This window comes from bacterium SCSIO 12844 (genome assembly GCA_024397935.1).
In the GTDB taxonomy this organism is placed as follows: domain Bacteria; phylum Pseudomonadota; class Gammaproteobacteria; order Francisellales; family Francisellaceae; genus M0027.
In genome coordinates this window covers 1-25,332 of sequence record CP073743.1, presented here as the reverse complement: position 1 = coordinate 25,332, position 25,332 = coordinate 1, and the positions used below count along the sequence as shown (strand labels likewise).

Genomic DNA, 25,332 nt, shown 5'->3' with positions numbered 1-25,332 from the left:
TACACGCTATTTTAGCAATTTGCTAGAAGGTATATATTTTAATGTCATTTGATCTTAATTTGCTATGCTAAATTAAGAAGGCAGCAAGGCTTATTTATGAAGATTCAACTTATTACACTATTTAGCAGCACGCTTTTGTTATCTGCTTGTACAAATTATAAACCGTTAACTACAAACTTAAACCAATGCACTGGTGATCTTAGTCCCCCCAGTCAGTTATCTAACAACTTAAAATCGATTAATGATAAAAAGCGGCATCATAAAGCGATTAAAGAGCCATTAAGTGGTGCATTATGCCAAGGTAGAACGTATCAGGTTGTTAAGCGTTTTACAATATATCGACTATGGAATAGTACCAATAATAACAGTCAACTCGGCCACTGGTGGGTATTTGATAAGCCTCAAGGCCTTATCTCTGACTATCGAGCTAACTATGGTATATGCTATCAGTGGTCTCCATTAGATCGACTAATAAGCTGTACTATTACAGAAGGTGCCACATTAATTATCGGTACTGGTCAAAGTATAAAATGTTCAGAGTACTTACAATATCCAACTTCTAATTATAAACAGATTTATATTAATCAAAATACACTTAAAACAAAGCTTATTAACTGTACAACTGAAAAAGCCTATTTTAATTGGTCAGAGTAATAATATTTAAATCTCACATAAATCACTCATACCACGATCAAGTTTTTAGTCATAAAATTAAAGCAATTTTTTGACTACTACAAGTAGCTACAACAATTAAGCCTATACGTATTTAACATTCTCAAGTACACTGTCATCAAAATAAATATAAGTTATCATACAATGGCATTAGTTAGTTTCGATAAAGTCAGTTTAAACTATGGTGATCAAATACTATTAGATCAAGTCAACCTTAATATCAATGAAGGCGAACGTATCTGTTTAATTGGTCGTAATGGTGCTGGTAAAAGTAGTCTTTTAAAACTAATTCAAGGCTTATTAAACCCTGATAGTGGTCAAATTATCTATCAAAAAAATCTAAAAATTCATACCCTTGAACAAGCCGTACCAGATGATGCAATTGGTACGATTTTTGATGTTGTACTATCTGGTCTAGGTGATATTTCACAAACGGTTTTATCCTATGAAAAGTTAATTAAACAAGATAATTTAAGTGTTAATGATTATCAAGCACTTGCAGATTATCAGGAAGTCATTGAAGCTAATAATGCTTGGGATTTAACCCACCATGTTGAAAAAGTACTCTCTAAATTAAACCTTGATGGTGAAATAGAGTTTAGTGCACTTTCTGGTGGCTTAAAGCGACGTGTATTATTAGCTAAAGCACTCGTTAGCCAGCCAGATTTATTATTATTAGATGAGCCAACCAATCACTTAGATATTGAATCAATTCAATGGTTAGAAGATTTCCTACCCGAGTATCAAGGTAGTATTTTATTTATCAGCCATGATCGGGTGTTTTTAGAGAAGCTTTCTAATCGTATTTTTGAGCTTGATCGTGGTCATTTAATCGACTTTGATGGTAATTACGAACAATTTCTACGTCATAAAGAACATTTACTTGAAGTCGAGCAAACGCATAATGCATTGTTTGATAAAAAATTACAACAAGAAGAGAAATGGATTCGCCAAGGCATTAAAGCCAGACGTACAAGAAATGAAGGGCGTGTGCGTGCATTAGAGGCAATGCGCCAAAAACGTGGTGATCGACGTAACATACAAGGCCAAGCTAAGCTTGCATTATCACAATCTGAACGCTCAGGTAAAAATGTTATTTTAGCTGAGAATATTAGCTTTAAATATAACCATGATTGGCTCTTTAGAGAATTTTCAACTGAAATTCAACGCGGTGATAAAATTGGTATATTAGGGCCCAATGGCTGTGGTAAAAGCACATTATTAAATATGTTACTTAAAAAACTTCAACCTACAGAAGGTAGTGTCACCTTAGGTAGTAAATTAGAGCTTGCCTATTTTGACCAACTACGAGAGCAACTCGATGAATCACTATCCATTATTGATAATATTGCCGAAGGTAGTGAGTATGTCGATGTTAATAATAAGAAAAAGCATATCTTATCCTACTTAAGTGATTTTTTATTTTCACCCATACGTGCAAGAACACCTGTTAATGCTCTATCTGGTGGTGAGAAAAACCGTGCACTTTTAGCTAAAGTCTTAAGTAAGCCAAATAATCTATTAATCCTAGATGAACCAACCAATGATTTAGATATTGAGACTTTAGAAATTCTTGAAAGCATGCTCGTTGACTATCCAGGTACACTACTATTAGTCAGCCATGATCGAAAATTTATCAACCATATAGTCACAAGCACCATTGTCTTTGAAGGCAATGGCCAATTACAAGAGTATGTTGGTGGTTATGATGACTGGCTTAGACAAAGACAGGCAATAGAAACAATAGATCAAAAACAACCCGAGCCTAAAGTTGACAAAACCCAAAAGAAAATAGAGAAAAAAAGTACAAGCAAATTAAGCTATAAGCAAAAAAGGCAATTAGAGTCATTACCCATAGAAATTGAAACAACTGAAACAGAAATCAAGGCCATTTCTGAATCATTAGCAGATGCATCCTTCTATCAAAATGACGCTCAAACAATTAAACAAGCACAGTTAAAATTGGCCGAATTAGAGGCAAAACTTGAAAGTCTTTATGACTTATGGGCTGAGTTAGAAGCATTAAAAAGTTAACCTATCAAATAATTTAACGATTATGATTAACGTGTTTTTCAGAATATATAAACTGTTAATTTATAAATATTTTTTATGAATATTAAGTTAATCACTTACAAGCAATGGACAATCTCTCAAAGCATAAATAGCAATTTACCATTACAGAGTCTCTTATGATATGTAACAATAACAATTGCAACCCCCTAGGAAAGAGCGAGGTTTCTTAAGGATTAAGGAATTATCAACATGGATGTTGATCGCTCTGACCGTATTTTTCAAGATTTATTTTTCTTAAGATAAAATTTTTTGATAATAAAAATCATTAAAACAACCAAAATAATGATTAAGAATGCTATATTCTCATAGTGTTGAACATGAGCAAAAGCACGTTTGGCAACAGCACCACAAAGAAAGCCAATGCTAAAAAAAATACAACTCCAAATAAAAGATGCAATCAAATCATAAATTAAAAACTTAATCATCGATAAGGGTACAGATGCACCTAAAATAAAAGGTGATATAAAGCGAATTCCAGGTAGAAATCGATAAATAAAAATAAAACCAATTTGATGCTTTTTAATTAAGTGCATTACTTTATTTGCTTTACTAGACTGTAATTTATCTTTATTTAGAAAATCAACTGAACGCTTACCTAGATAAAAATAAACTTGATTAAATAAGCCTGCACCTAAGGTTAAAAACATAATACCTAAAAAAATATCAACATAGCCTGCATGTGCTGCAACACCTCCCATAATTGCAACCGTTGCACTATTAAATGCAGCGGCTAATAATAAGATAAAATAACTATTGGCATAGATAATTGATAAAATTATTGTCATGGTCATTAATCTTTAGTCTCTTTGATAACAAAATTACGCCCATGATCTTTAGTCCTTCGAATCAAATAAACAGTATACATTGAGATTATCGCTGAGAAAAAGCACCAAACTGAATTAAAGGCATAACTATAAAAAAGATAGGTTGCAATCACTGATAATAAAATTAAAAGACCAAAAATTTTCATCGCAATATCACGACTAATCAATAACGGTATAATGATAATGGCAATATACATATATTTTGGAATCGATGTGCCTAAAAGTGCATCATAAATCGTTGTATAACTATATTGAATTGAGCTTGCACACATGTTGGTTTGTACCATATGCTCATTGATTAAATAAGGAATAAAGGCAATAAGGCCTAATAGTGCACCTACAATTGCAAATAAAAGCTTAATCCAAGCTCTTGCACACAGCCTATTTTTGGCAACAAAATAAGCTGCCAATGGAATCCAAAATGGCCACCAAAAGTGTGAAAAAAAGACAAAACCTACTGAAAAATGACGTATCCAATGTTGTGAACTTGTGGCTAATGCAAGCCAAACCCCTCCTTCAATCAATTGTTGAATACCAAAAAATATCGGCACAAAGGCAAACATAATGTAGTGATAGCGTTTTAAAGTAAATGCCGAATAAACACAATAAACACCAATTGGAATTAAAAATGTCCCTGCCGTAAAGCTTGCTGAAGCCGAAAAACACATAATCGCTAAACCTAGTTTATCAAACACATTAATTAGTTTAGTCGATAATTAATAAATACAATATATAAGCGCATAAAATGTGATATTTGGAATTAAGAATCAACTAAATTAACTGTCCATCTGAAATTAATTTAATTGACTCTTGATTCCTGGTAGTTAGGTTACTACCATACCCTCTCTCTTTAATTTAGCCTCTTAGGGTATTTCAAAACTTAAAATTAGGAGAGCTTTTCAAGCTATGGTTCCATCCTGGCATCGTATCAATCGCTCTCCTGGTAAGCTAGCTGATAACGGTCAAGTTCAACCAGTCTTTACCTTGAATTTGATTATGGCTGATTACTGATACAATTGCAAGGAAATTTAATCAGAAAATACAGAAAAAACAAAAATCTACGATTTATAAATGATGGTTTTTTACCTAAAATGTATATGATTAACAAACAATCGATTAAACATTAAAATTAGCGATCACTTTTATAGCCTTTATCTATGGAATAAACGCCCCATGAATATCTGTTTCTGAAATACAATAGATCAAAGCTTCTGTATTATCTAGTGATTGTATTCCTTTAACAACAGCTTGTGCTAAACTTTCTGTTAAACCTGTTTTTGAAAAATAAACTACTGCGATTTTAGTCATATCATTTACCTATTTTATTTTTATTTATGAATCATTATTAATTTTAAAATTTAGGTTATACTTAGCCTACAACCTTAAGTTAACTTGAGGTAAAGTAAAAAATGCATATTTCAAATAAATAATTTAAATTAAGAGGTAATCTATATTAAATAACTTATGAATATTTAACTGTTGGCACTTTAGCAAAACGTTCGGGACTGAGTATTTCTGCCATTCATTTCTATGAGACTAAAGGCCTTATTATAAGTCAACGAAACTTAAGCAATAATCGTATATTTAAATGTGATACCTTAAGACGATTAGCAATTATTAAAGCTGCAAAAAATCTTGGTATGCCACTTGTATCAATTCAACAAGCGTTTAAAACACTGCCTCAAAATAGAACACCAAAAAAAGCAGATTGGGCAAAGTTATCAGCTAGATGACATGATGAGTTAAGCCTACGCATTACTCAATTAACGCGTCTTAGAGATCAACTAACTAGCTGCATTGGCTGCGGTTGTCTTTCAGTTGAAAAATATCAATTAATCAATGCAGATGATCATCTAGCGACAAAAGCACCAGGTGGCGTATTACTTGAGAAATAAATCTAATTGTTAATCTTAAGTATTTGCGTTAGATAACGATCAAAGGCCGTTGCAAAACCATAAGATGCTTTATTTGAAAATGCTTTGGTGCGACTTTGTATTAAACCTGCATCACGCATCTCAGTTAAAAAATTACGTTTTGCCAATGCTTGTTTAATATTATTTTGATCATAAACTTTACCATAAGGCGTAATAACAAAAGCACCTTTTTCAATCACCGCATCAGCTAAAGGAATATCGGATGTAATCACCAAATCACAAGCTTTAGCTTGATCGATAATATACTGATCTGCCACATCAAAGCCTTGAGAGACGATTTTTGATAATACATAGTCGGAATCTGGTAAGTTAAGATATTGATTGGCAACAAAAAGCGCTATGATTTTTCGATTAATTGCAGCACGATAAATAATTTCTTTTATCGGCTTAGGACATGCATCAGCATCGACTAAAATTTGAAATTTTTCGGCTATTTTTTTTGTCATGGCAAAATTGATTCAACCTCGTTACAGTACTGATAAAATGTATTTATATCTATATTTGAACCACATAATAAGTTACCTATTTTCAATCCAGATAATCTATTTTTTAATGGTCCGATTAAAGCTGCTGTTGTTGCAGCTGCAGCTGGCTCACAGACTAAATTTGTCTCTTCTACTAATAACTTCATGGCTTGTTTAATTGCCTTATCATTGACTAAGATTATATCATCTACATACTCTCTACAAATACCAAAACTATAGTCTAACGTATTCGGTGCATTTAATGAGTCAGCAATACTTTTAGCACCATCGATTAATTTTATTGGCTTATTTTTTTCAAAGGATAATGACATCGTTGGTGCAAGCTCAGGCTCAATACCAAAAACTTGAATGTTTGGGTTAAATAGCTTGGCAAATTTTGCCACTCCTGATAATAAGCCACCGCCCCCTGTTGCAATTAATAATACATCAAGCTTAGGTAATTGATTTAACCATTCATAGCCAAGTGTGGCTGTACCTAAAGTCGTTAATGGATGATCAAATGGATGGACAATGGTTTTAGCTTTTTTTTCAGCTAAACTATGCATGGTATCTAAGACTTCATTAATATTATCTACTTGAATAATTTCAGTTGCATAAGCCTTGATACGTGTTAACCTTAATGGGTTAATTGACCTAGGAATAATAATTGTTGAATCAATATTTAATAGAGATGCAGCATAAGCTAAGGCAATACCATGATTGCCGCCAGTGCCCGCAATAACCCCTGGTTTCTTTTCTTCACCTGTTAGACTTAATAGGCGTGATAATACACCTCTGAATTTAAATGTACCTGTTTGTTGAAATAACTCACACTTAAAGTAAATTTGTGTACCTTCACCAAGTAAGCTATTTTTAAGCTTACTTTGCCATGGTAGTATTGGTGTTTTTCTGACATAGCTTGCTAAATTCTGATACTGACTTTTAACTTCATCAATATAGTGATTAGCCATAAAAATAACCTTATTTTATTTGACAAATTTGTTTAAAATAACATATATTTTTTAACATTCAAAATTTAAAACCACACTTATTTATATAAATTATTTTCCTTAAGTTTTACTAGGAGCAACCACTTTATGAGAACAATGAAATTTTGGCAAGTCGATGCATTTACATCTAAAGCATTTCATGGCAATCCAGCAGCGGTAATTTATTTGGACTCACCATTAGATGAAACAACCATGCAACAGATTGCTTTTGAAAATAATATAGCTGAAACCGCCTTTGTTGAAATGCGCGATCAGCAAAACCCATTGATTCGATGGTTTACACCAAGCTATGAAATTGATTTATGTGGTCATGCAACCCTTGCATCAAGCCATATTTATTTTAATGAAATTAACCCTCAAGCAGGCAGTATTACCTTTGATTCATTGACGAAAGGTCCACTGACAATCACAAAAAAAGATAAGGCTTATACACTTGATTTTCCCTGCTACGAATACCAAAAGCTCGCAATTGAGCGTATTGATCCATCCATTTTAAATGCCTTATCAGAAAAAAAACCAATTGCAGCTTATAAGGGTCGTGACTATTTATTTATCTACGATGATGAGACAGATATTTTAACGATGGAGCCTAATTTTAATGCCCTTAAAGATCAAGATAAAATTATTGTCTCAGCTAAGTCTAATCAAAAGTATGACTTCATCTCAAGATTTTTCTGCCCAAATATTGGTTTAAATGAAGACCCTGTTACCGGTTCAGCTCACTGTATGCTTGCACCTTATTGGGCCAAGGTATTAAATAAAAATAATTTATTTGCCTATCAAGCTTCAAAACGAGGTGGTGAAATTCAAATCCAATACCATAGTGATCGTGTTGATTTAACAGGTAGCGCTATCACATTAATTAAAGGTGAATTTATACTTTAACGCCTAATTCACGCAAGCGCTCATCTAAAAAATCCTGTGAAGTTGGATAACGCTTGGATAGATAAACATCTGCTTTAGGATGGATAAAGCATGGCGTTGATAAGCGATCAATGCCTGAAGCTTCACCTTGTGGTTTCACAACACGATGCTTTGTTGCAATATACTCACCTTGTGTCATCTCTTGAAGCATATCCCCAATATTGATGATAATTGATTGTTCATGCACAGGCACTTGATACCATTTCTTATCATAGGGTGAAAAAACTTCCAAGCCAGGTGATGAGGCTGTCGGTAAAAGGGTAATCAAATTAATATCTTCATGCGCTGCTGCTCGAATGGCACCGACTTCTTCATCACCGGTTAGTGCTGGATAATGTAAAATTCTAAGTAAGGTTTTTTCATAAGATATCGTATCAACTAGCGCATGTGGTAATTTTTGACGTACTTGATCATCCATATGATCATCAATCCACTGCAGTAAAGTTGCTCCTAAATCAAACATTGCTTTAAACAAATCTTCAGCTTTTTTAGAGATTTCGCTTGGATAACGCCCCCATGGAAAATATAAATGATAATAATGCTTAATATCTTTAACGGTCTCACCTTTGGCAATTTCAGATACATCCATTGGAAAATAACCATCTTGTTTCTCAGAGCAGTAATGATATTTTTTAATTGCTTGAGAATTAAAAAATTCACGCCATTCTTGATAAATCTCTTCAATTAATTGCCAAGAAATTGGGTGTGTTTTTAATACTGCAAAGCCTGTTTCTTTTAACGATGTTGCAAAGTCTTTAGATGCATTAGCATCATTATAATCAACACTTAAAATTTTCATAAGTTCAACCTTTAATTAATCACATATTTAATTAGCTTCATATAGTGGAGTGATCACGCTAAATTGTCAATTACCCTTATGTTAGTGTACTAACTGATAAATAAAAGGCATGATCAAAGGTAAAAGCAAACATACGCCTATACCACTAATAAAACCAAATAAATGCCCTTCCCAAGAGACTTGTCCACCTGTTGGTAACAAACTATATACCAAATAACCTAATTGTATAATACAAATTGCTGCAACAAAAATTGTAAAGGCTGATGGGTAAAAATATGCCAAGACCAATAAAAAGCTCCAATAGCCCATTAATAATGATGATGCGCCAATATGAATGGCTTTGCGGCCAAAAAGCCAAGTTAAGATACCACTAAATAGAATAATTAAAATAGATGCTGCAATAAAGATATCAAGCCCATATGAAGCAACCAACATACCCAAAAGAAGAAACATCACAGAATTGGTAATTAAATGACCAAAATCCCCATGTAAAAATGGGCTAAAGATAATACCAAATAAACCAATACGCCGCCTAGGAATAATTCCAAAAACATTCAAACGATGATTCATAGATACATTGATAATATGGACAATCCATAGTACTGCGACAATTGCTAATAATAATGGAATATGTGCAGTCATCACATCGTAAGCCTGATCAATACTAATCATACTAATAATCTTTTCTATTTTTCTATATTGAATTAAATTGATGGAAATTTATTCTAACAAATTATTTTTTTATTCGCTAATGTTAAAAGAGGTGACTTACTTTTTATGCTTAATCAGTGACTTTAAATCAAGACGAATACTCGAACGTAAATCATTGGGGGTCACTCGAAAGGGTAAGAAATGTTGATTAGTTAGTGGTAAATCAACTTCCTTACAGGCGGCATCAACTAATTCAGAACAAAACCACTTGCGTTGATCTTGTTGCCAGTTTCTTCTTAAAAATCCTAGTGCCAATGCCGGTAAGTAATCGTAACCTGCACCGATTTGACTTTCTAACCACTGAATTAATTGATCTTCAATCTGACTTTCATCATTTTGATGACTTAATTGAATCTGCCAAGTTTCTATTACATCATATTGTCCCATTAAATCCTCAACAGGATGCTTATAAACCCCTTTCATTGGTACTGAACCATAGCAAGTACCATTAATTTCAATCTCGCAATGTGAATATCTTGAGGCCATACCAACACATAAAATCCACGATATAGGATTATTTTTTCTGGTTAAATGTACTTTAATCATTAATATATCCTTTTTTATCAGCTGATTGTTTATTAAAGATGTAGTCTAAAATCATGCTATTTTCAATCCTGCTTAGCATTAATACAGCACTAAAATGCTTAGCCATATACAAATATGACACAATTATTTTAACTATACTTAATTGTTACTATATTTGATAAAATTGAAATATTTGTCTGATTATTTTTAAATTAATCTATTGATATACATCCTTTAAATACATGAAACAATTTTATGCAATATGACTGATTTTTTTATGCCTAAATTTAATGTTACAATCATCTACGATTTAGCATAAGCAAATTTAAGGGGTTGCTATCTAATGAAATTAAAAATTTTAATAATCATCTGTTGTAGTTTAGTTAGCTATAATGCTTTTGCTGGGCAAGGCTGGAATGTGACGATTACGAATAATGCACCATGGCCTGTGACAATCTCTAATAGTGGTACTGATTGCTGGTATGCAAAAGACTTAGATGGTAGTCATACAATTCAACCAGGAGCTAGCCAAGGTTTTTATACCGAACAAAAAAATTCAGGTGGCTGCTATATTGGATTCCCAGTCTATAGTGGTGATGGTTCGATTAATCTATCAGTTAGTGACCAAAGAACGAATGCATCAGTACAAATCAAAGGTTCAGATGACTGCCATATTTCATCAAACAATTCTGCTGTAACCACCTCTGTTAATTGTAATGGAGCAACACCATATAGTGGTCATCAAGCAAGTGCAAATATTACGATCAACCCACCAGGTTCGCCATTAAACTTTCAAATTAAGACCATTGGTAATTTAGGTAAGGTTTTTGAATCAGCTTGCGGTCAAACTTTATTACTAGCGCCGATTAGTGGCAAACCTTATATTGACTGTACCAATGCTGGGACTGATGTCACTAATACCTTACGTATAACTTTTTCAAATACCGCTGGCTGGGGATGCAATGTTTTAGTCGATCAATCAGGTAATATTAAATCAACTACATGTGATCATACTAGTATTGGTTATACTTATGATACTAACCGCGATGTTATTTTTGCCTGTCAGCAAGCTTCTAATGGTGAAAGTGCTTGCCCATGGCTATTTAAAAAAGGCAGTGGTGATGCTAGTAGCATTGGCAATATTTATAACGGTTAAAGAAAACCTATCTGCCACCGGCAATATCAATCATGCTACCTGTAATATAAGATGACTGGTTTGATGCTAAAAATAAAATTGCATCGGCAACTTCTAAAGGCTTACCAATGCGTTTTAATGGAATATTATTTTTAACTTTTTCTAAACGATTAGGATCTAGATGAATTGCCGTATCGATAAAACCAGGCCTTATGCCATTAACACGAATGCCTTCTTCGGCGACCTCTTGTGCTAAGCCTTTTGTTAAGGTATCAATTGCACCTTTTGATGCAGCATAATCGATATATTCATTGGCTGAACCTAACACTGATGCTTTTGATGAAACATTAATAATTACACCACCTAAGCCATTATATTTTGTAGACATTTGTAAAACTGCATACTTAGAACACAAAAAATAACTAACGATATTTGTTTTAAAGATCTTCTCTAGGCGAGCTTGATTCATTTGATCTAATCTGGATGTCTTATCTAAAATTCCAGCATTATTAACCAATACATCAATTCTACCCTTAAAGCTTTTAATTTGATCAAACATCTGTTTGACTTCAACTTCTGATGAAAGATCAGCTTTAACAATGAGTGCCTCAGATTCAATTGTAATAATCTCATCATAAAGCTTTTGTGCTTTTTCAACATGATGATGATAATGGATAATAATGTCATAACCATTTTGTGCAAATAGCTTTGCCGTTGCCATACCAATACCACCAGAAGCACCTGTTACAAGAGCAGTTTTTCTTACTTGATCCATCAATATATCCTTTTAATTTAAGCTAATTTCTTTTTAGTCGCCTTATTAGCTTTCAAACTATTATCAAAAGCCACCATGTGTTTGAAGAAACTTTAGTTCATCTGCAGTTGATTCTCTGCCTAATATTTCATTTCGATGCGGATAACGAGAAAATTGTTTAATAATCTCAAAATGCTTATATTCATAAGCTAAATTATTTTCCAAACCAGGCACATCAAACAATTTAATCGCTTGATGGTGTATGACTATTGATTCACTGTGCATATATGGCATCAATAAAAATGCATGCTTTGGAGCATCTAACTTTAAATGAAAGTTTAAACTAACCGCATTTTGTGCTAAAGCTAATGCCAGTGAATCATACATAAATGCTTCTTTTTGATTTCGATAAATATTACGTGAGAATTGATCTAAAATAATAATCTCTGCTAAAGCACCTTCAGCATTTTCTCGCCACTGCCACAATTCGTCTTGTATTGCTTGGTTGTAAACATCCAAAAATCGCATTTTTATTTGTGCATCTAAGGCATCACTTTTTTTAAACCAATCACGGCTTGATAGCTCTTCAAACCAAAAGTTTATTACTTGATTTTGATCAATATTTATCATTATTATTCCCTTAAATTACCTCAAAATAAACTTTATTTTGTCATGACAAAATTTATTAAAAGCCACTAAATTTTATTAAATATCAAATCCCATACGCCATGGTTTAGTCGCTCTCCCCGCTTTTCAAATTTGGTTAATGGCCTTGATTCAGGGCGTGGTGCATAATCACAAAACTGATTTTTAAGTTTTTGATTTTTAGATAAAACATCTAACATATGTTCAGCATAGGCCTGCCAATCAGTGGCACAGTGAATAAACCCACCTAGCTGTAGTTTTTTTAGCATTAATTCGACAAACCCAGCTTGAATTAAACGTCGCTTATGGTGGCGCTTTTTATGCCAGGGATCAGGAAAAAAAACTTGAAAGCCAAAAACGGAATGATCAACAATCATCTGTTTTAATACATCTATCGCATCATACATAATCACTTTTATATTTGCTAGTTGATCTTGATGAATTTGATTGAGAATATTACCAACACCCGGTGGATGTACTTCAATGCCTAAATAATTAACCTTTGGATTGTTCTTTGCCATCTCAACTAAAGAATCCCCCATACCAAAGCCAATTTCAATAACAATCTTTTGATCTTTTACAAAGACTTGATCAAAGGATAATGGCTTATCAGCACAATATGGGAGCATATATAAATCGCTTAAGCACTCTAAGGCTCGCTTTTGTCCCTTAGTCAAACGCCCTTTTCTTTGTACAAAGCTTTTAACACTTCTTAAAGGTCTTTGTTCTGTTTGATCCTCATCTGTTGGATCTGGAGTTATTTTTTTATCTATCATGATTAAAACCTTTTAAGCTTTACAACTATTTAAATTACTATTATCAACGACTACCAGGTTGGATAATCGTTGGATATAAAAAGCGCTTTGATGTTTTCGGGTAGTCTAATGTATAATGAAGTCCTCGAGACTCTTTACGTCTTCTGGCCGACTCAATCATTAAATCAGCGACTAATACTAAATTTCTTAATTCTAATAAATTAGGCGTTACTTTAAAATCAGAATAATATTCGAAAACTTCTTCTTTTAATACTTTAATACGCCGTTGAGCACGTTTTAGGCGTTTATCACTTCTAACAATGCCCATAAAGTTTGACATAATATAGCGTAATTCATGCCAGTTATGCTGGATAAAAACCGCTTCATTCGAATCTGTAACCCAACCATCATCCCAATCTTTTACATGAGTAACCTTAGGGAAGCTATTAATATTTTCTTTAATATCTTCCACTGCACTATCAGCATAAACCAAGCATTCTAATAATGAGTTACTCGCCATGCGATTTGCACCATGTAAGCCTGTATAAGTTACTTCTCCTATCGCATAGAGCCCTGGTGTATCGGTTTGCGCTTTTTTATCAACCATTACACCGCCACAAGTATAATGTGCTGCTGGCACAACTGGGATTAAATCACGACTTAAGCTTAAATCAAATTGTTTTAATGCCTGCTCGATCCCTGGAAAATGCGCTTGAATAAATTCATCCGTTTTATGGGTAATATCTAAATAAACGCAAGGAGACCCCAAACGTTTCATTTCATGATCAATCGCTCGAGCGACAATATCACGTGGTGCAAGTTCTAGCCTTGAATCAAAGCGCTCCATAAAGCGTGCACCATCTGCTAGACGTAAATAAGCACCTTCTCCACGTAAGGCTTCAGTGAGTAAAAAAGCACCGGCTTTAGGGTGATATAAAGACGTTGGATGAAATTGATTAAATTCAAGATTAGCAACACGGCAACCTGCTCGATAAGCAATGGCAATGCCATCGCCACTTGCGACAGCTGGATTAGTTGAGTATAAATAACAGCGCGAAGCACCACCTGTTGCTAAGATCGTTGCTTTAGATAAAAACGTTTCAATTAATGTCGTTTGTGTATTTAGTGCATAAACACCAATACAAAAGCTTCTTTTTTTAATCACATCAATAACATGATAATGCTCAAAAATCGTAATATTTGGATGATGTTTTACTAAATGGCTTAAACGACTTTGAACCGCGCGACCTGTCTGGTCTTTTGCATGTAAAATACGTCTGTGGCTATGACCACCTTCACGCGTTAAATGAAAAGGCTGCTTATCATTTAGTGGCTCTGTTAAGGTAAATTCAACACCTCGATCGATTAACCATTGAATGCTTTTTTTTGCATTTTCAACGGTAAAACGAACCGCATCTAAATCACAAAGCCCGCCACCTGCATTTAATGTATCTTCAATATGCGCATCAAGTGAGTCATCTTCATCCATTACTGTAGCAATCCCACCTTGTGCATACAAACTTGAACCTTCACCTAGTTCAGATTTACATAAAATAGCGACCTTTATATGATCATCTGCTAATTTAAGTGCTGCTGATAACCCTGAAGTACCAGCACCAATAATGATGACATCAAAGTACTTTGCCATGACAAATACCTTAAAAAATATAAGAAAAGTTATGAATGATTCATTCGCGTTTTTAAATACTCAACTATTTGATCTAATGGGATATGATGCTTTTCATCTGATTGACGGTGCTTGTATTCTATCGTTTGATCTTTTAAGCCATTTGGTCCAATAACCAATCGATGTGGTATACCAATTAAATCGCTATCAGCAAACATAACCCCTGCTCTTTCATTACGATTATCATAAATCACATCAAACCCATCATTGATAAGTTTTTCATAAAGCGTTTCACAAGCGGCTTTTACTTGTTCATTTTTATGCGCATTTAAACCAATTAAGTTAATCTGATAGGGTGCAATCGCCTCAGGCCAAATAATGCCCTTTTCATCATGTAATTGCTCAATACTTGCTGCTACTACTCTTGAGACACCAAAGCCATAGCAGCCCATGCGCATCGCCTTTGCTTTGCCTTGTTCATCTAAAACACACGCATTCATATCAACGCTATAGGTATCACCAAGCTGAAAGACATGACCTACTTCAATACCACGAATACTTTTTAAACGCCCTTGACCATCAGGTGATAAGTCACCTTCTTCTACATTACGTATATCAAAACTATGATAGTCTTTAATATCTTGATCCCAATTACAACCGCGATAATGAAAATTATCCTCATTAGCACCTGAAACGAAGTCACTTAACATCAAAGCATCATAATCAACAATCATATCAATTGGGCAGTTAATCGGTCCAATCGAGCCAATATTAGCATTAAATAATGCATGGACTTCAGCCTCAGTTGCCATTTCAAATGGTTGCGAAATTAAATCAATATTAGCAAGCTTCAATTCATTTAATTGATGATCGCCACGTAATATGACTGCAAAAAATTTCTCTTTCTGATCCTTAATAACCAATGTTTTGACTGTCTGTTGTTTATCAATCGATAAAAAGTTTGCCAATTGATCAATGGTTTTAATATCCGGTGTTTCAATCTTTGTTAAAGTCTCACTCGCATTGGCTTTTGTCTCTAAATCAGGCTGTAAATAACTTGCCTTTTCAACATTAGCTGCATAATCACTACTATCTGAGTAAAAAATTAGATCTTCACCAGCATCTGCTAATACCTGAAACTCATGCGTTGTTGAGCCACCAATGGCACCAGCGTCTGCCTCTACCGCACGAAACTTAAGCCCTAAGCGATTTAGAATATTGACATAAGTTTGATACATCACTTGATAAGTTTCATTTAATGATTGTTTATCAATATGAAAAGAATAGGCATCTTTCATAATAAATTCACGCGCACGCATCACACCAAAACGCGGGCGAATTTCATCTCTGAATTTAGTTTGAATTTGGTATAAATTTAAGGGTAATTGCTTATAACTTCTAATCTCATTACGTGCAATATCGGTGATAACTTCTTCATGTGTTGGACCATAACAGTACTCTCGATTATGACGATCATTAATTTTTAATAACTCTGGTCCAAATTTCTGCCAACGATTGGTCTCATCAATTAACTCTTTTGGCAAAACACTTGGCATTAATATTTCACTGGCGCCCGATTGATTCATTTCTTCTCTGACAATGGCTTCAACTTTTTTGATCACTTTTAGGCCTGTTGGTAGCCAACTATAAATACCTGATGTTAGTTTTCTAATCAAACCTGCACGCAACATCAGCTGATGAGAAATTAATTCCGCATCTTTTGGCATTTCTTTTTTTGTTGCTAATAATGTCTGTGACATGCGCATGATCAATCCTTAACGTATTATCTATTTTGTAAGCTTCAAATGATTTTTAAGTTTAAAATATAAATTTATTGAAGTCTTTTTATCTTAAGCGGCTATGATACCGTAAAGTTTAGCTTTTGTCTTTATCCGCTGTCACAGCAGGGTCAGATTCAAGCGTTGATGGCTCTAGTTGGTCACTTTTTTCATCTACTTTATCTACACTAGTAAAATGATCAATTAAACGGTTACGTGCAAATACAAGCCAAGCTGAAAAGATCGGAAAAACAAGCATTACCCACAGATGTTGATAGAGAAAATTAAACTGCGCTTTAAGCTGAAAAGTGCAAAACAATAAGACAATGAAAATAATCATTGTTATATACATTAAAATATCAACACTAGTTTGAATCAGTTTAACACGAAGCATCACAATCTAATTATTATCAATCTATATTGAACCCTTTATTATTATCTTAGATTAATGCCAATAAAGCAATGTAGATGTCATTTATAGATAATTAACTGGAGAGATGCTTTGGTTTAATGAGGTAATTGAATGAACTACTGGGCAATTTGAGTCATTTGCATCTAGTTTTTGACATAAGAAAGCTAGATGTTTTGTCTGTGGATGTAAAACCGGTTTAACATCATTACCATCGCAATACAAAACATAGTGTAATTCTCTAAACTTTAAATGACAAATGTCTGTATTGCCTGTGAAATAAAAGTCATATGCATGCTCTCTAGCTAATGTAATTGTAGACTTTTTATATGGTAATGCATTTCTTTCAATAGTAACTCTACCCAACCCAAGTGACTTTGGCATATAAACATCACCATCTCTTAGACTATTATTAAAAAATTTAACATACCAGCTATATTGACGATAGGTATTTCTATTTGCAGATTCAAAGTAGTTACAATCAGGCATCTTATCACCATCATTTCTACAAGAAGGAACTTTAAAGTGCTTACCTGAGTCTTCACTATCTAATTCAAATTTCGCAACCAAATGCCCATCAACATAGACATTATAACCGATAATATAACGATCATCTTCATCTGTAATATCATCAGAAAACATCCTAGTTACAGCTTTCGATGGACCAATATAAAATTCAGAGCCTTCATTACCATCGCCATGCAAGCAATCTAAATCATCACATTCATAACGTTTGAGTGTTAAAGTATAATCTGTGTAATTTTTAATCTCTACATAACCGTTATTATTAGAATAACCACTCACAAATGTTAATACAAAACCTAAAATAATCGATAATAATAAAACGTATCTGTTAACATACATACAACCTCCCAATGAAATAATTAACCAATTGCAGTATAAAATGCTTATGATCAAATAAACATTGAAAACTATTTTATAAAAATGATTAACCAAATGTTAATAAATATTAACGTTATTATAATTAGCACTTACACCGCTTGGCATAGCCCAAGGGCAAGCACTATCATTTTTATCGCCTTGTCTACAGAAAAATACCAGTGAATTGGTACGAAAAGAAAAATTTATACCATGATCACAGCTTAGAAAACCCGCAATTAAACTACAAGCAGCTTGAGAAGCAGTAAAACGAATAATATAAGGATTTTCTTTATCCATATAAAAATCATTTTGCTCTTCAACAAGATGGCCTACACCATCATAAATATATACATCACCAAGTCCAATTGATGTCACTTGATCAAAACTTTTTGCTACTGTTAATACATTATCTTTTTTATCTTTATTATCATTCCATTTTTCATAACAATCTTGGCCTTCACATACTGCAGAAATAACCATTAAATTACCAGGCTCACTACCTGAAAAGGTCTCATTTAAACTCTCTGGCCCATAGATTCTTGTATGCCAATGGCCATCCCACTTTTTATGAGCCCATTCTACATAATCTTTCGAATTTTCTCCTGAAAATTCAACTCTAAAGTAAAGACTTTTTTCTTCATCATCACAACCACCATCATTGTTATCACGAAACTCAATTCGTGTCGATGCTTTAGATACTATGCTATACGTTGACTTACCTGTCATTATTTTATTATTCCAATAGTCTTGATCATCCATACCATCAACTTTTTCCATACAGCTAAAGCCTGTAATGCTAAATTTTACAGTCACATTACCGTTATTTTTTAAATCTATATACCAGTCTCTATCAGCATAAGCTATTGTCACAGATAATAAATTAATTGAAATTACATATAAAATAAATCTGATATATTGTATCATCATTGCTCGCCCCTAAAATACTGCTTATATAAAATATAACTCATTGCGTTTTATTTTGAAAGTTATTTATGTGAAATAACTATTTTAAATTATATTTTGTAACGTTACATCAATAATTCATTGCTTCTACGGCTTATTGTTTTATATAATGTCTATTAATCAATCATTAAATGCGAAAATTTTGCCATGACAAAAAAAGATCAATACTATGTAATTGGCTATCCGGTTAAGCATAGCTTATCTCCAAAAATACATCATGCATTTGCACAAGAGACAAAGCAGAATTTAAATTATGACTTTCTTGAGGTTGAACCATCAAAGTTTAAAGACACAATTACCAAGCTTCAAGATGATCACTCTGTAAAAGGTCTAAGCATTACTGTCCCTTTTAAAGAAGAAGCATTTAAATTGTGTGACCATGCTGATGAATATGCCAAAAAAGTCCAGGCAGTCAGTAATATTAGTTTTGATAATAACCGTAAACTCTATGGTCATAATTTAGATGGCTATGCTTTGATACTTGATATGCATGCAAAACATATTGATTTAACCAATAAAAACATTCTTATTTTAGGTGCTGGTGGAGCAACACGAGGCTGTTTATTACCCATTATTCACCAAAAGCCAAAAACGATTTATCTACTAAATAGAACGCAACAAAAAGCAGTTGATTTAATTAATGAATTTAAAGGTATCTATAATATAAATTTATTAAATATTAATAATATACCTTTTAAATTTGATGTTATTATTAATGCAACATCATCATCTCTTTCTAATCAATTGCCTACAGTTAATAAAAATTTTGTCATGACAAAAAAATCATTTGGTTATGATCTTGCCTATAATAAACTCAACGATACAATATTTGTTCAATGGATGAAAGATCAAAGCTGCATTGCTTATGATGGTTCAGGCATGCTATATGAATTATCGAAAGAAATTTTTTCTATTTGGCGTGGCGTTTCACCTAAACTTAATCCATTAGATAAAGCATAAATACAATTGCACTTAAATTAAGGGTAATAAAAATGAAAGTACTTGAAAAAATAGTGAGTGAAACAAAAAAATATATTGGTACAATTAAAGCTATTGATAAAGATGAGTTACAGCAAAACAATAAAGATTTTATTAGCGCAATTGTAAATAAAAAAATTGCTATTATTGCTGAACTAAAAGCCAAATCTCCATCTGAAGGTGTTATCTGTGAAGACTACCAACCCTTAAAACTTGCTAAGTTGTATGAAAAGGGGGGAGCTTGTTGTATTTCAGTTTTAACCGATCAAGCTTTTTTTAATGGTTCATTCGATGATTTAAAACTAGTCTCTGAAAATATTCATCTTCCAACTTTATGTAAAGACTTTATTATAGATAAACGTCAAGTCTATTTAGCTAGGGAATCTGGAGCCAGTGCTTGTTTATTAATTGTTCGTATTCTAAGTGATAAGCAATTAGTAGAATTAAAAAGTGAAATTGAATCTTTAGGCATGACAGCCTTAATTGAAATTTTTGATCAAGAAGATCTAACGCGTGCATTAAAAGTAAATCCAAAATTAATTGGTATTAACAATCGTAACCTAGACTCTTTAAAAATGGATATGAATAATGCAACCAATCTATCAAGCCATCTACCTAAAGAGACTGTTGTCCTATCATTATCGGGTGCCAAAACAGCTGAAGATATTTATCGAACCGCTTGTCAATTTGATGGCATTTTAGTTGGCACGCTGTTAATGCGCTCAGAAAAGCCTGATATGACATTAAGTGCCGTAGTTAACCAGATGGGTTAGGTGATTGAAAAAAATCGCTTATAGCGCTTTAGATTAAGCTTATTTTGTCAATGGCTTTGCTTCTACTTTGACTAATTTCGTCCATAGATACGGGATGATCAATGCAATTAAAATGCCCGTTAATAAAATTTCAACAAAATGTTTAGTAGACATTAATACATCAGGTGTTGGTATAAAGCCTACGATAATTGAAATAACACACACACTTAAAGCAATAACTGAAAGTATAATCATCATAATTAAGCCACCAGGAATAACAAATTGATTGGCTAGGGTTTTATATTTCAATTTAAGTTTAATTGCTGCTACAAACATCCCCATATAAGCAATTAAAGCTAACTGAGCGGTCAGCGCACTTAAAAACCAATAGGCTGAATGTACTGAAGGTAAAATGATATAACTTAAACATAAGATTGAAAAAATAATACCTTGTGTAATTAAAATACGGCTTGGGGCATTGTTGCGATTACGTTTAACCAATAATTTAGGTAATAATTTATCTTCACCTGCAACTAAAAATCCCCGTGATAATCCCATAATCCAAGTAGACATCGTTGCAAAAGCGCCCAAAACTAAAGTAACTGCAATGACATAACGCATCCAGCCAATATGAAATTGATCAAAGAAATAACTAAAAGCTTCAATTAAACCCGCAACTGAGTCAACCGACTGATTCAGGTTTGATGAAACAACCAACAACGCACAATTAGCTAAGATTAACGATAAGACAATCACTAAAGCTGAAATCATCATTGCTTTGGGAAAGTTTTTCTGTGGGTTTTTGACATTACCTGCATGAATTGCGCTCATTTCAAGGCCTAAAAGGCTAAACATCACGGTTAAAAAAACGGCCCAATGGCTGATATTATTCACCGATGGAATGGTTTGAGAAACCACAGGCGGGTGTGCAATTGGATAACCGCTTAACCACCAGATTAGTGCCAATATAATAATAATGATCATTGGAATTAAGGTACCTACAATTGCACCAATTAAACTAACACTTGAGGATGTTTTTAAACCAAAAAGACTAATTACGGTTGCACTCCAATACATCAACAAACTCATTGCAATCATATAGTAGGGGTTATTGATTAAACTTAAAGCTGAAATGCCAAAACCTGGCGCAACCAAATAAGCTATAATTCCTGCAATAAAGCCACAAATTGATGGAAACCAGACTAAATTATAAATCCATTGTAAAAATAAAATAATAAAGCCAAATTTAGCGCCGAAGGCTTGTTTTGTCCATAAGTAAATACCCCCGGTTTGTGGCCATCTAGTGGCTAATTCAGAAACAATTAGTGCTAAAGGTAGTAAAAATAATATCCCAGCAATCACATAAAAACTAATTGCCATCCAACCTGCTTGGGCGGTTAAAGATAGGTTTCTTAAACTATCGACTGCAATAATATTAATCATAACCAATCGAAATAAGGTTAGTACTTTACCAGATGAGGTAATTTCCATAGTTATAACACCTTAATAATTCATTAACTTTTATTTTATGATTAAAACAGTTTATTCATCTTGATCATTAGATGGCATTCTATTATATATAAGGTTATAACCACCATGGCCATGGGTAATACAACGTGCAATTCTTCCAACAGTAGTCACACTAACACCGGTTTGTGCGTAAATTTGGCGATAGGGTTTATTTTGTTTTATCTCTTTAACAACTTTCCAACGATCAGCCATTGCTGAAAGCTCTGCTGGTGTACATAAATCCTCTAAAAATTGATAAGCTTCTTTAGGTGTTTTTATCTGAGTAAATGCTTGATATAACGCTTGTAAATCTTTTTTTTGTGCTTGTTTTGATTGCATTATCAATTACCTTAATTCTTGCATCAATGTATTAATCAATTAATACATTAAAACAAAGTTATTCCTTAAAATCAATCAATTTAAAATAAAATAATAAACAAGAATAAAATTAAAAAATAAGCGCGATAAAAATTACAAACGAATTGGCATAACAACATATTGACTATGGCATAAGCCTTGCTCTTCAATTAAGATACTTTTTGTTGGATCATCTGCTAATTTTAATACCACTTCGTCTGAATCTAATGTATTAATGACATCGAGTAAATAGCTAACATTAAAACCAATTTCCATTGAATCAAACTCATAGTTTACTTCAACTTCATCATTGGCTTGTTCTTGCTCAGGGTTTGTTGCGGCTAAACGCAATACATTTGGTTCAATATTTAGCCTGACACCTCGATATTTTTCATTCGATAAAATGGCGGTTCGAACTAAGGCTTGTTTTAGATTATCTCTTTGTGCTGTTAATAGCTTACGATTCCCCTGAGGTACAACACGATTATAATCTGGATAACGGCCATCAATTAATTTTGAGGTAAAAATATACTGTGGCAATTTCACTTGGAAGTGTTGACTACCAAAGCGAATAGCAATTAATTCATCATTATTATCTTCAAGCATCTTCATCAACTCTAATACTGCTTTGCGAGGAACGATAATACGTTGCGTTTGATCAGTTGGTAATGAATCAATATCAATCTGGCTCATTGCTAAACGGTGGCCATCTGTTGCAACAACCTTAAACGTTGTATCTGAAATCTCCCATAACATACCATTTAAAAAATAACGTACATCATTATGCGCCATTGCAAAACTAACACGCTTTAATAAGCTTGCTAATTTACTTTGCGGTAACTGAATCGATGTTTTTGATAAATCATGCTGCATATCAGGAAAGCTCTCTGGATCCATTGATGATAATACAAAACGACCTTTATCTGCTTTAATTGTAGTTTTAGCATCTTTAGTATCTATGCTAACTTGTGCACCTTCAGATAAATGCCTTACAATTTCAATTAACTTTCTTGCTGAAATAGCAGCATTACCTGCTTCAGAGACTAAATCAACATCAATCTCAGCGACCACTTCAGTATCTAAATCCGATGCCTTTAGAAATAATTTATTGTCTTCTACTTTACATAATATATTACTTAAAATAGTCATGGTATGCTTTTTATCTGCAACGGAAATAATCGCCTGTAATGGCTTTAACAATACATTGCGATCAACTGCAAATTTCATAGTTTTCTCCAAATTAAATCAATTAAAAATTTAAAATAAAATGTGCCTTATTATATTTAGCTAGCAAGCTTCCTAGAGAGTGTTTGATAGTCTTCACGGATATCAATATTACTTTGTCTTAACTTTTCAATCGTTCTAACAGCATGTAGTACCGTTGTATGATCTCGACCACCAAAAAAATTGCCAATTTCAGGCAAACTATGAGAAGTCAATTCTTTAGCTAAAGCCATTGCAATTTGACGTGGGCGTGCAATATCACGAGATTTTTGTTTCGAGAGTAAATCCTGCACTTTAATCCCATAAAAATCAGCAACAATCTTTTGAATATTATCCACTTTAACTAAACGTTCTTGCACTGAGATTATATCTTGTAATATCTCTTTAACATATTTAACTGTGATTGGTTTTCTTTCAAATCGAGAGAATGTTAATACTCGATTCAATGCACCTTCTAACTCACGGACATTAGAACGTATATTATTGGCAATAAAAAATGCAATTTCGTGACTAATTTCAATACCAAATTGACGTGCTTTATGCATTAAAATTGCACCACGTGTCTCAAGATCCGGTAAATCAATTGTACAAGTTAAGCCATGACCAAAACGTGAACGTAGACGATCTTCAATGCCCTCAATCTCTTTTGGATATCGATCACAGGATAAAACAATTTGTTTGCCATTATCTAATAATACATTAAAGGTATGAAAGAATTCTTCCTGAGAACGACCTTTACCAGCGATAAATTGAATATCGTCAACTAATAAAACATCAACCGAACGATAGCAATCCTGGAACTGTTCCATTGCTTGTAACCTTAGCGCATCAACAAAGTCTCTAACAAAGCGCTCTGATGATACATACAAGATCCGCATATGCGGATGACTTTGACGAATTTTATTACCAATAGCATGCATCAAATGTGTTTTACCTAAGCCACTACCACCATAGATAAATAATGGGTTATATTGAGCACCTGGATTGACAGTTACATGAATTGCTGCAGCTTTAGCGACTTCATTTGATTTACCTTCGACAAAATTATCAAATGTATACAATGGCTTTAATAACATACCATAAGGTTGTGCCATGTTATGTTCAGCTTGTTTATTTTCAACAACGGTTTCAGTAACTACCTTTTTTTCATAAGCTTCATAGCTTGTTGGTGCCCTATTTTTATACTCATTTGTATTAATTGACTCAGCTAAACCTTGCGCTTCTTCACTAGGATCAGAAAAAATTTCAAGCTGCGCACCATTTGTTGCTTTTAACTGTTGATGATTTAATACTCTATCTTTACTCACTTCAGTTCTATCTACTACAATAGGTAATTCTTTTTCAGTTTTTTCAATAAGCTCAGGCTCTTTTATAAGGACAACTTTATCTGGCTGACCCACTTTAAAAGAGACTTGATAACACTGAGTTTCAGTCTGTTGATTAAAAATATCCACAATTTGCTTTCGATAATAACGATTTATCCAATCAAGGAAAAAGTTATTTGGTGCATAAATTGTGAATAATTTATCCTCATGTGTTATTTTTAGTGGCTCAATCCAAGTTCTAAACTCTTGATCCCTTAGTGTATTTTTAAGCTTTTCAAGCGTTGACTTCCATGCAGGCACCAT

26 protein-coding genes and 1 pseudogene are annotated in these 25,332 nt (G+C 33.3%); 7 read left to right on the top strand and 20 right to left on the bottom strand.

Annotated elements, in window-relative coordinates; all coding sequences use genetic code 11:
- The first annotated feature begins 96 nt into the window (after nucleotides 1–96).
- A complete protein-coding gene (locus KFE69_00135; GenBank protein UTW42594.1) occupies nucleotides 97–654 on the top strand; it encodes a hypothetical protein in 558 nt (185 codons plus the stop codon).
- Between the two features lie 162 nt (nucleotides 655–816).
- Nucleotides 817–2,706, top strand: coding sequence for an ATP-binding cassette domain-containing protein (locus KFE69_00130; GenBank protein ID UTW42593.1), 1,890 nt, complete (start codon nucleotides 817–819; stop codon nucleotides 2,704–2,706).
- 257 nt (nucleotides 2,707–2,963) lie between these two features.
- Here the strand turns inward: KFE69_00130 and KFE69_00125 are convergent, their stop codons facing one another.
- The 3 genes from KFE69_00125 to KFE69_00115 all read right to left on the bottom strand — a co-directional run bounded on the left by KFE69_00125 (nucleotide 2,964) and on the right by KFE69_00115 (nucleotide 4,877).
- Nucleotides 2,964–3,530: a VTT domain-containing protein gene (locus KFE69_00125; GenBank protein UTW42592.1), complete on the bottom strand. Its 567-nt coding sequence runs from the start codon at nucleotides 3,528–3,530 to the stop codon at nucleotides 2,964–2,966.
- A gap of 5 nt (nucleotides 3,531–3,535) precedes the next feature.
- On the bottom strand, nucleotides 3,536–4,264 hold the full coding sequence (locus KFE69_00120; protein UTW42591.1) for a hypothetical protein: 729 nt from the start codon (nucleotides 4,262–4,264) through the stop codon (nucleotides 3,536–3,538).
- A 460-nt stretch (nucleotides 4,265–4,724) separates the two neighbouring features.
- A complete protein-coding gene (locus KFE69_00115) occupies nucleotides 4,725–4,877 on the bottom strand; it encodes a hypothetical protein (protein UTW42590.1) in 153 nt (50 codons plus the stop codon).
- Nucleotides 4,878–5,026: 149 nt separating this feature from the next.
- Between KFE69_00115 and soxR the strand changes: the two are divergent.
- Nucleotides 5,027–5,464, top strand: a pseudogene (gene soxR, locus KFE69_00110) (redox-sensitive transcriptional activator SoxR).
- A 2-nt stretch (nucleotides 5,465–5,466) separates the two neighbouring features.
- On the opposite strand, the gene KFE69_00105 reads toward soxR, so the two are convergent.
- Nucleotides 5,467–5,949 (bottom strand): YaiI/YqxD family protein, encoded by a 483-nt coding sequence (locus tag KFE69_00105; GenBank protein UTW42589.1) that lies wholly within the window; start codon nucleotides 5,947–5,949, stop codon nucleotides 5,467–5,469.
- Complete coding sequence (locus KFE69_00100) at nucleotides 5,946–6,938, bottom strand: threonine/serine dehydratase (protein ID UTW42588.1); 993 nt, start codon at nucleotides 6,936–6,938, stop codon at nucleotides 5,946–5,948. The genes KFE69_00105 and KFE69_00100 overlap by 4 nt, the downstream gene beginning before the upstream one ends.
- A 135-nt stretch (nucleotides 6,939–7,073) precedes the next feature.
- Here KFE69_00100 and KFE69_00095 point away from each other — a divergent pair, with 135 nt between their 5' ends.
- The gene (locus tag KFE69_00095; GenBank protein UTW43931.1) at nucleotides 7,074–7,862 is read left to right on the top strand and encodes a PhzF family phenazine biosynthesis protein; all 789 of its coding nucleotides are present in this window, start codon (nucleotides 7,074–7,076) and stop codon (nucleotides 7,860–7,862) included.
- Here KFE69_00095 and KFE69_00090 read toward each other — a convergent pair.
- The 3 genes from KFE69_00090 to KFE69_00080 all read right to left on the bottom strand — a co-directional run bounded on the left by KFE69_00090 (nucleotide 7,852) and on the right by KFE69_00080 (nucleotide 9,957).
- On the bottom strand, nucleotides 7,852–8,700 hold the full coding sequence (locus KFE69_00090; protein UTW42587.1) for an isopenicillin N synthase family oxygenase: 849 nt from the start codon (nucleotides 8,698–8,700) through the stop codon (nucleotides 7,852–7,854). The two genes, KFE69_00095 and KFE69_00090, sit on opposite strands and share 11 nt — an antisense overlap.
- Before the next feature lie 81 nt (nucleotides 8,701–8,781).
- Nucleotides 8,782–9,372, bottom strand: a complete 591-nt coding sequence (locus KFE69_00085) for a rhomboid family intramembrane serine protease (protein UTW42586.1) — start codon at nucleotides 9,370–9,372, stop codon at nucleotides 8,782–8,784.
- A 96-nt stretch (nucleotides 9,373–9,468) separates the two neighbouring features.
- Nucleotides 9,469–9,957: a hypothetical protein gene (locus tag KFE69_00080; protein UTW42585.1), complete on the bottom strand. Its 489-nt coding sequence runs from the start codon at nucleotides 9,955–9,957 to the stop codon at nucleotides 9,469–9,471.
- 322 nt (nucleotides 9,958–10,279) lie between these two features.
- Between KFE69_00080 and KFE69_00075 the strand changes: the two genes are divergently transcribed.
- Nucleotides 10,280–11,092: a hypothetical protein gene (locus KFE69_00075; GenBank protein ID UTW42584.1), complete on the top strand. Its 813-nt coding sequence runs from the start codon at nucleotides 10,280–10,282 to the stop codon at nucleotides 11,090–11,092.
- 7 nt (nucleotides 11,093–11,099) lie between these two features.
- Here KFE69_00075 and KFE69_00070 read toward each other — a convergent pair whose 3' ends face one another.
- From KFE69_00070 to KFE69_00035, 8 genes are all read right to left on the bottom strand, one after another.
- Complete coding sequence (locus tag KFE69_00070; GenBank protein UTW42583.1) at nucleotides 11,100–11,846, bottom strand: SDR family oxidoreductase; 747 nt, start codon at nucleotides 11,844–11,846, stop codon at nucleotides 11,100–11,102.
- A gap of 63 nt (nucleotides 11,847–11,909) precedes the next feature.
- The gene (locus KFE69_00065) at nucleotides 11,910–12,455 is read right to left on the bottom strand and encodes a DUF924 domain-containing protein (protein ID UTW42582.1); all 546 of its coding nucleotides are present in this window, start codon (nucleotides 12,453–12,455) and stop codon (nucleotides 11,910–11,912) included.
- A gap of 65 nt (nucleotides 12,456–12,520) precedes the next feature.
- Nucleotides 12,521–13,246 carry a tRNA (guanosine(46)-N7)-methyltransferase TrmB gene (gene trmB, locus KFE69_00060; protein UTW42581.1) on the bottom strand — a complete coding sequence of 242 codons (726 nt, stop codon included), beginning with the start codon at nucleotides 13,244–13,246 and terminating at the stop codon, nucleotides 12,521–12,523.
- Between the two features lie 43 nt (nucleotides 13,247–13,289).
- Entirely contained in the window at nucleotides 13,290–14,873 is a 1,584-nt protein-coding gene (gene nadB, locus KFE69_00055; protein ID UTW42580.1) for an L-aspartate oxidase, read from the bottom strand.
- Between the two features lie 29 nt (nucleotides 14,874–14,902).
- Entirely contained in the window at nucleotides 14,903–16,618 is a 1,716-nt protein-coding gene (locus KFE69_00050) for a proline--tRNA ligase (GenBank protein ID UTW42579.1), read from the bottom strand.
- Between the two features lie 109 nt (nucleotides 16,619–16,727).
- The gene (locus tag KFE69_00045; protein UTW42578.1) at nucleotides 16,728–17,024 is read right to left on the bottom strand and encodes a hypothetical protein; all 297 of its coding nucleotides are present in this window, start codon (nucleotides 17,022–17,024) and stop codon (nucleotides 16,728–16,730) included.
- Nucleotides 17,025–17,105: 81 nt separating this feature from the next.
- The gene (locus KFE69_00040; GenBank protein UTW42577.1) at nucleotides 17,106–17,903 is read right to left on the bottom strand and encodes a hypothetical protein; all 798 of its coding nucleotides are present in this window, start codon (nucleotides 17,901–17,903) and stop codon (nucleotides 17,106–17,108) included.
- A gap of 96 nt (nucleotides 17,904–17,999) precedes the next feature.
- Complete coding sequence (locus tag KFE69_00035; GenBank protein UTW42576.1) at nucleotides 18,000–18,848, bottom strand: hypothetical protein; 849 nt, start codon at nucleotides 18,846–18,848, stop codon at nucleotides 18,000–18,002.
- Between the two features lie 183 nt (nucleotides 18,849–19,031).
- On the opposite strand from KFE69_00035, the gene aroE reads away from it, so the two are divergent.
- Nucleotides 19,032–19,844, top strand: coding sequence for a shikimate dehydrogenase (gene aroE, locus KFE69_00030; GenBank protein UTW42575.1), 813 nt, complete (start codon nucleotides 19,032–19,034; stop codon nucleotides 19,842–19,844).
- Nucleotides 19,845–19,876: 32 nt separating this feature from the next.
- Complete coding sequence (locus KFE69_00025) at nucleotides 19,877–20,635, top strand: indole-3-glycerol-phosphate synthase (protein UTW42574.1); 759 nt, start codon at nucleotides 19,877–19,879, stop codon at nucleotides 20,633–20,635.
- 39 nt (nucleotides 20,636–20,674) lie between these two features.
- Here KFE69_00025 and KFE69_00020 read toward each other — a convergent pair whose 3' ends face one another.
- The 4 genes from KFE69_00020 to dnaA all read right to left on the bottom strand — a co-directional run bounded on the left by KFE69_00020 (nucleotide 20,675) and on the right by dnaA (nucleotide 25,332).
- Nucleotides 20,675–22,057 (bottom strand): amino acid permease, encoded by a 1,383-nt coding sequence (locus KFE69_00020; GenBank protein UTW43930.1) that lies wholly within the window; start codon nucleotides 22,055–22,057, stop codon nucleotides 20,675–20,677.
- A gap of 99 nt (nucleotides 22,058–22,156) precedes the next feature.
- Entirely contained in the window at nucleotides 22,157–22,462 is a 306-nt protein-coding gene (locus tag KFE69_00015) for a His repressor (protein UTW42573.1), read from the bottom strand.
- A gap of 132 nt (nucleotides 22,463–22,594) precedes the next feature.
- Nucleotides 22,595–23,707, bottom strand: coding sequence for a DNA polymerase III subunit beta (locus tag KFE69_00010; GenBank protein UTW42572.1), 1,113 nt, complete (start codon nucleotides 23,705–23,707; stop codon nucleotides 22,595–22,597).
- A 56-nt stretch (nucleotides 23,708–23,763) separates the two neighbouring features.
- Complete coding sequence (gene dnaA, locus KFE69_00005) at nucleotides 23,764–25,332, bottom strand: chromosomal replication initiator protein DnaA (protein UTW42571.1); 1,569 nt, start codon at nucleotides 25,330–25,332, stop codon at nucleotides 23,764–23,766.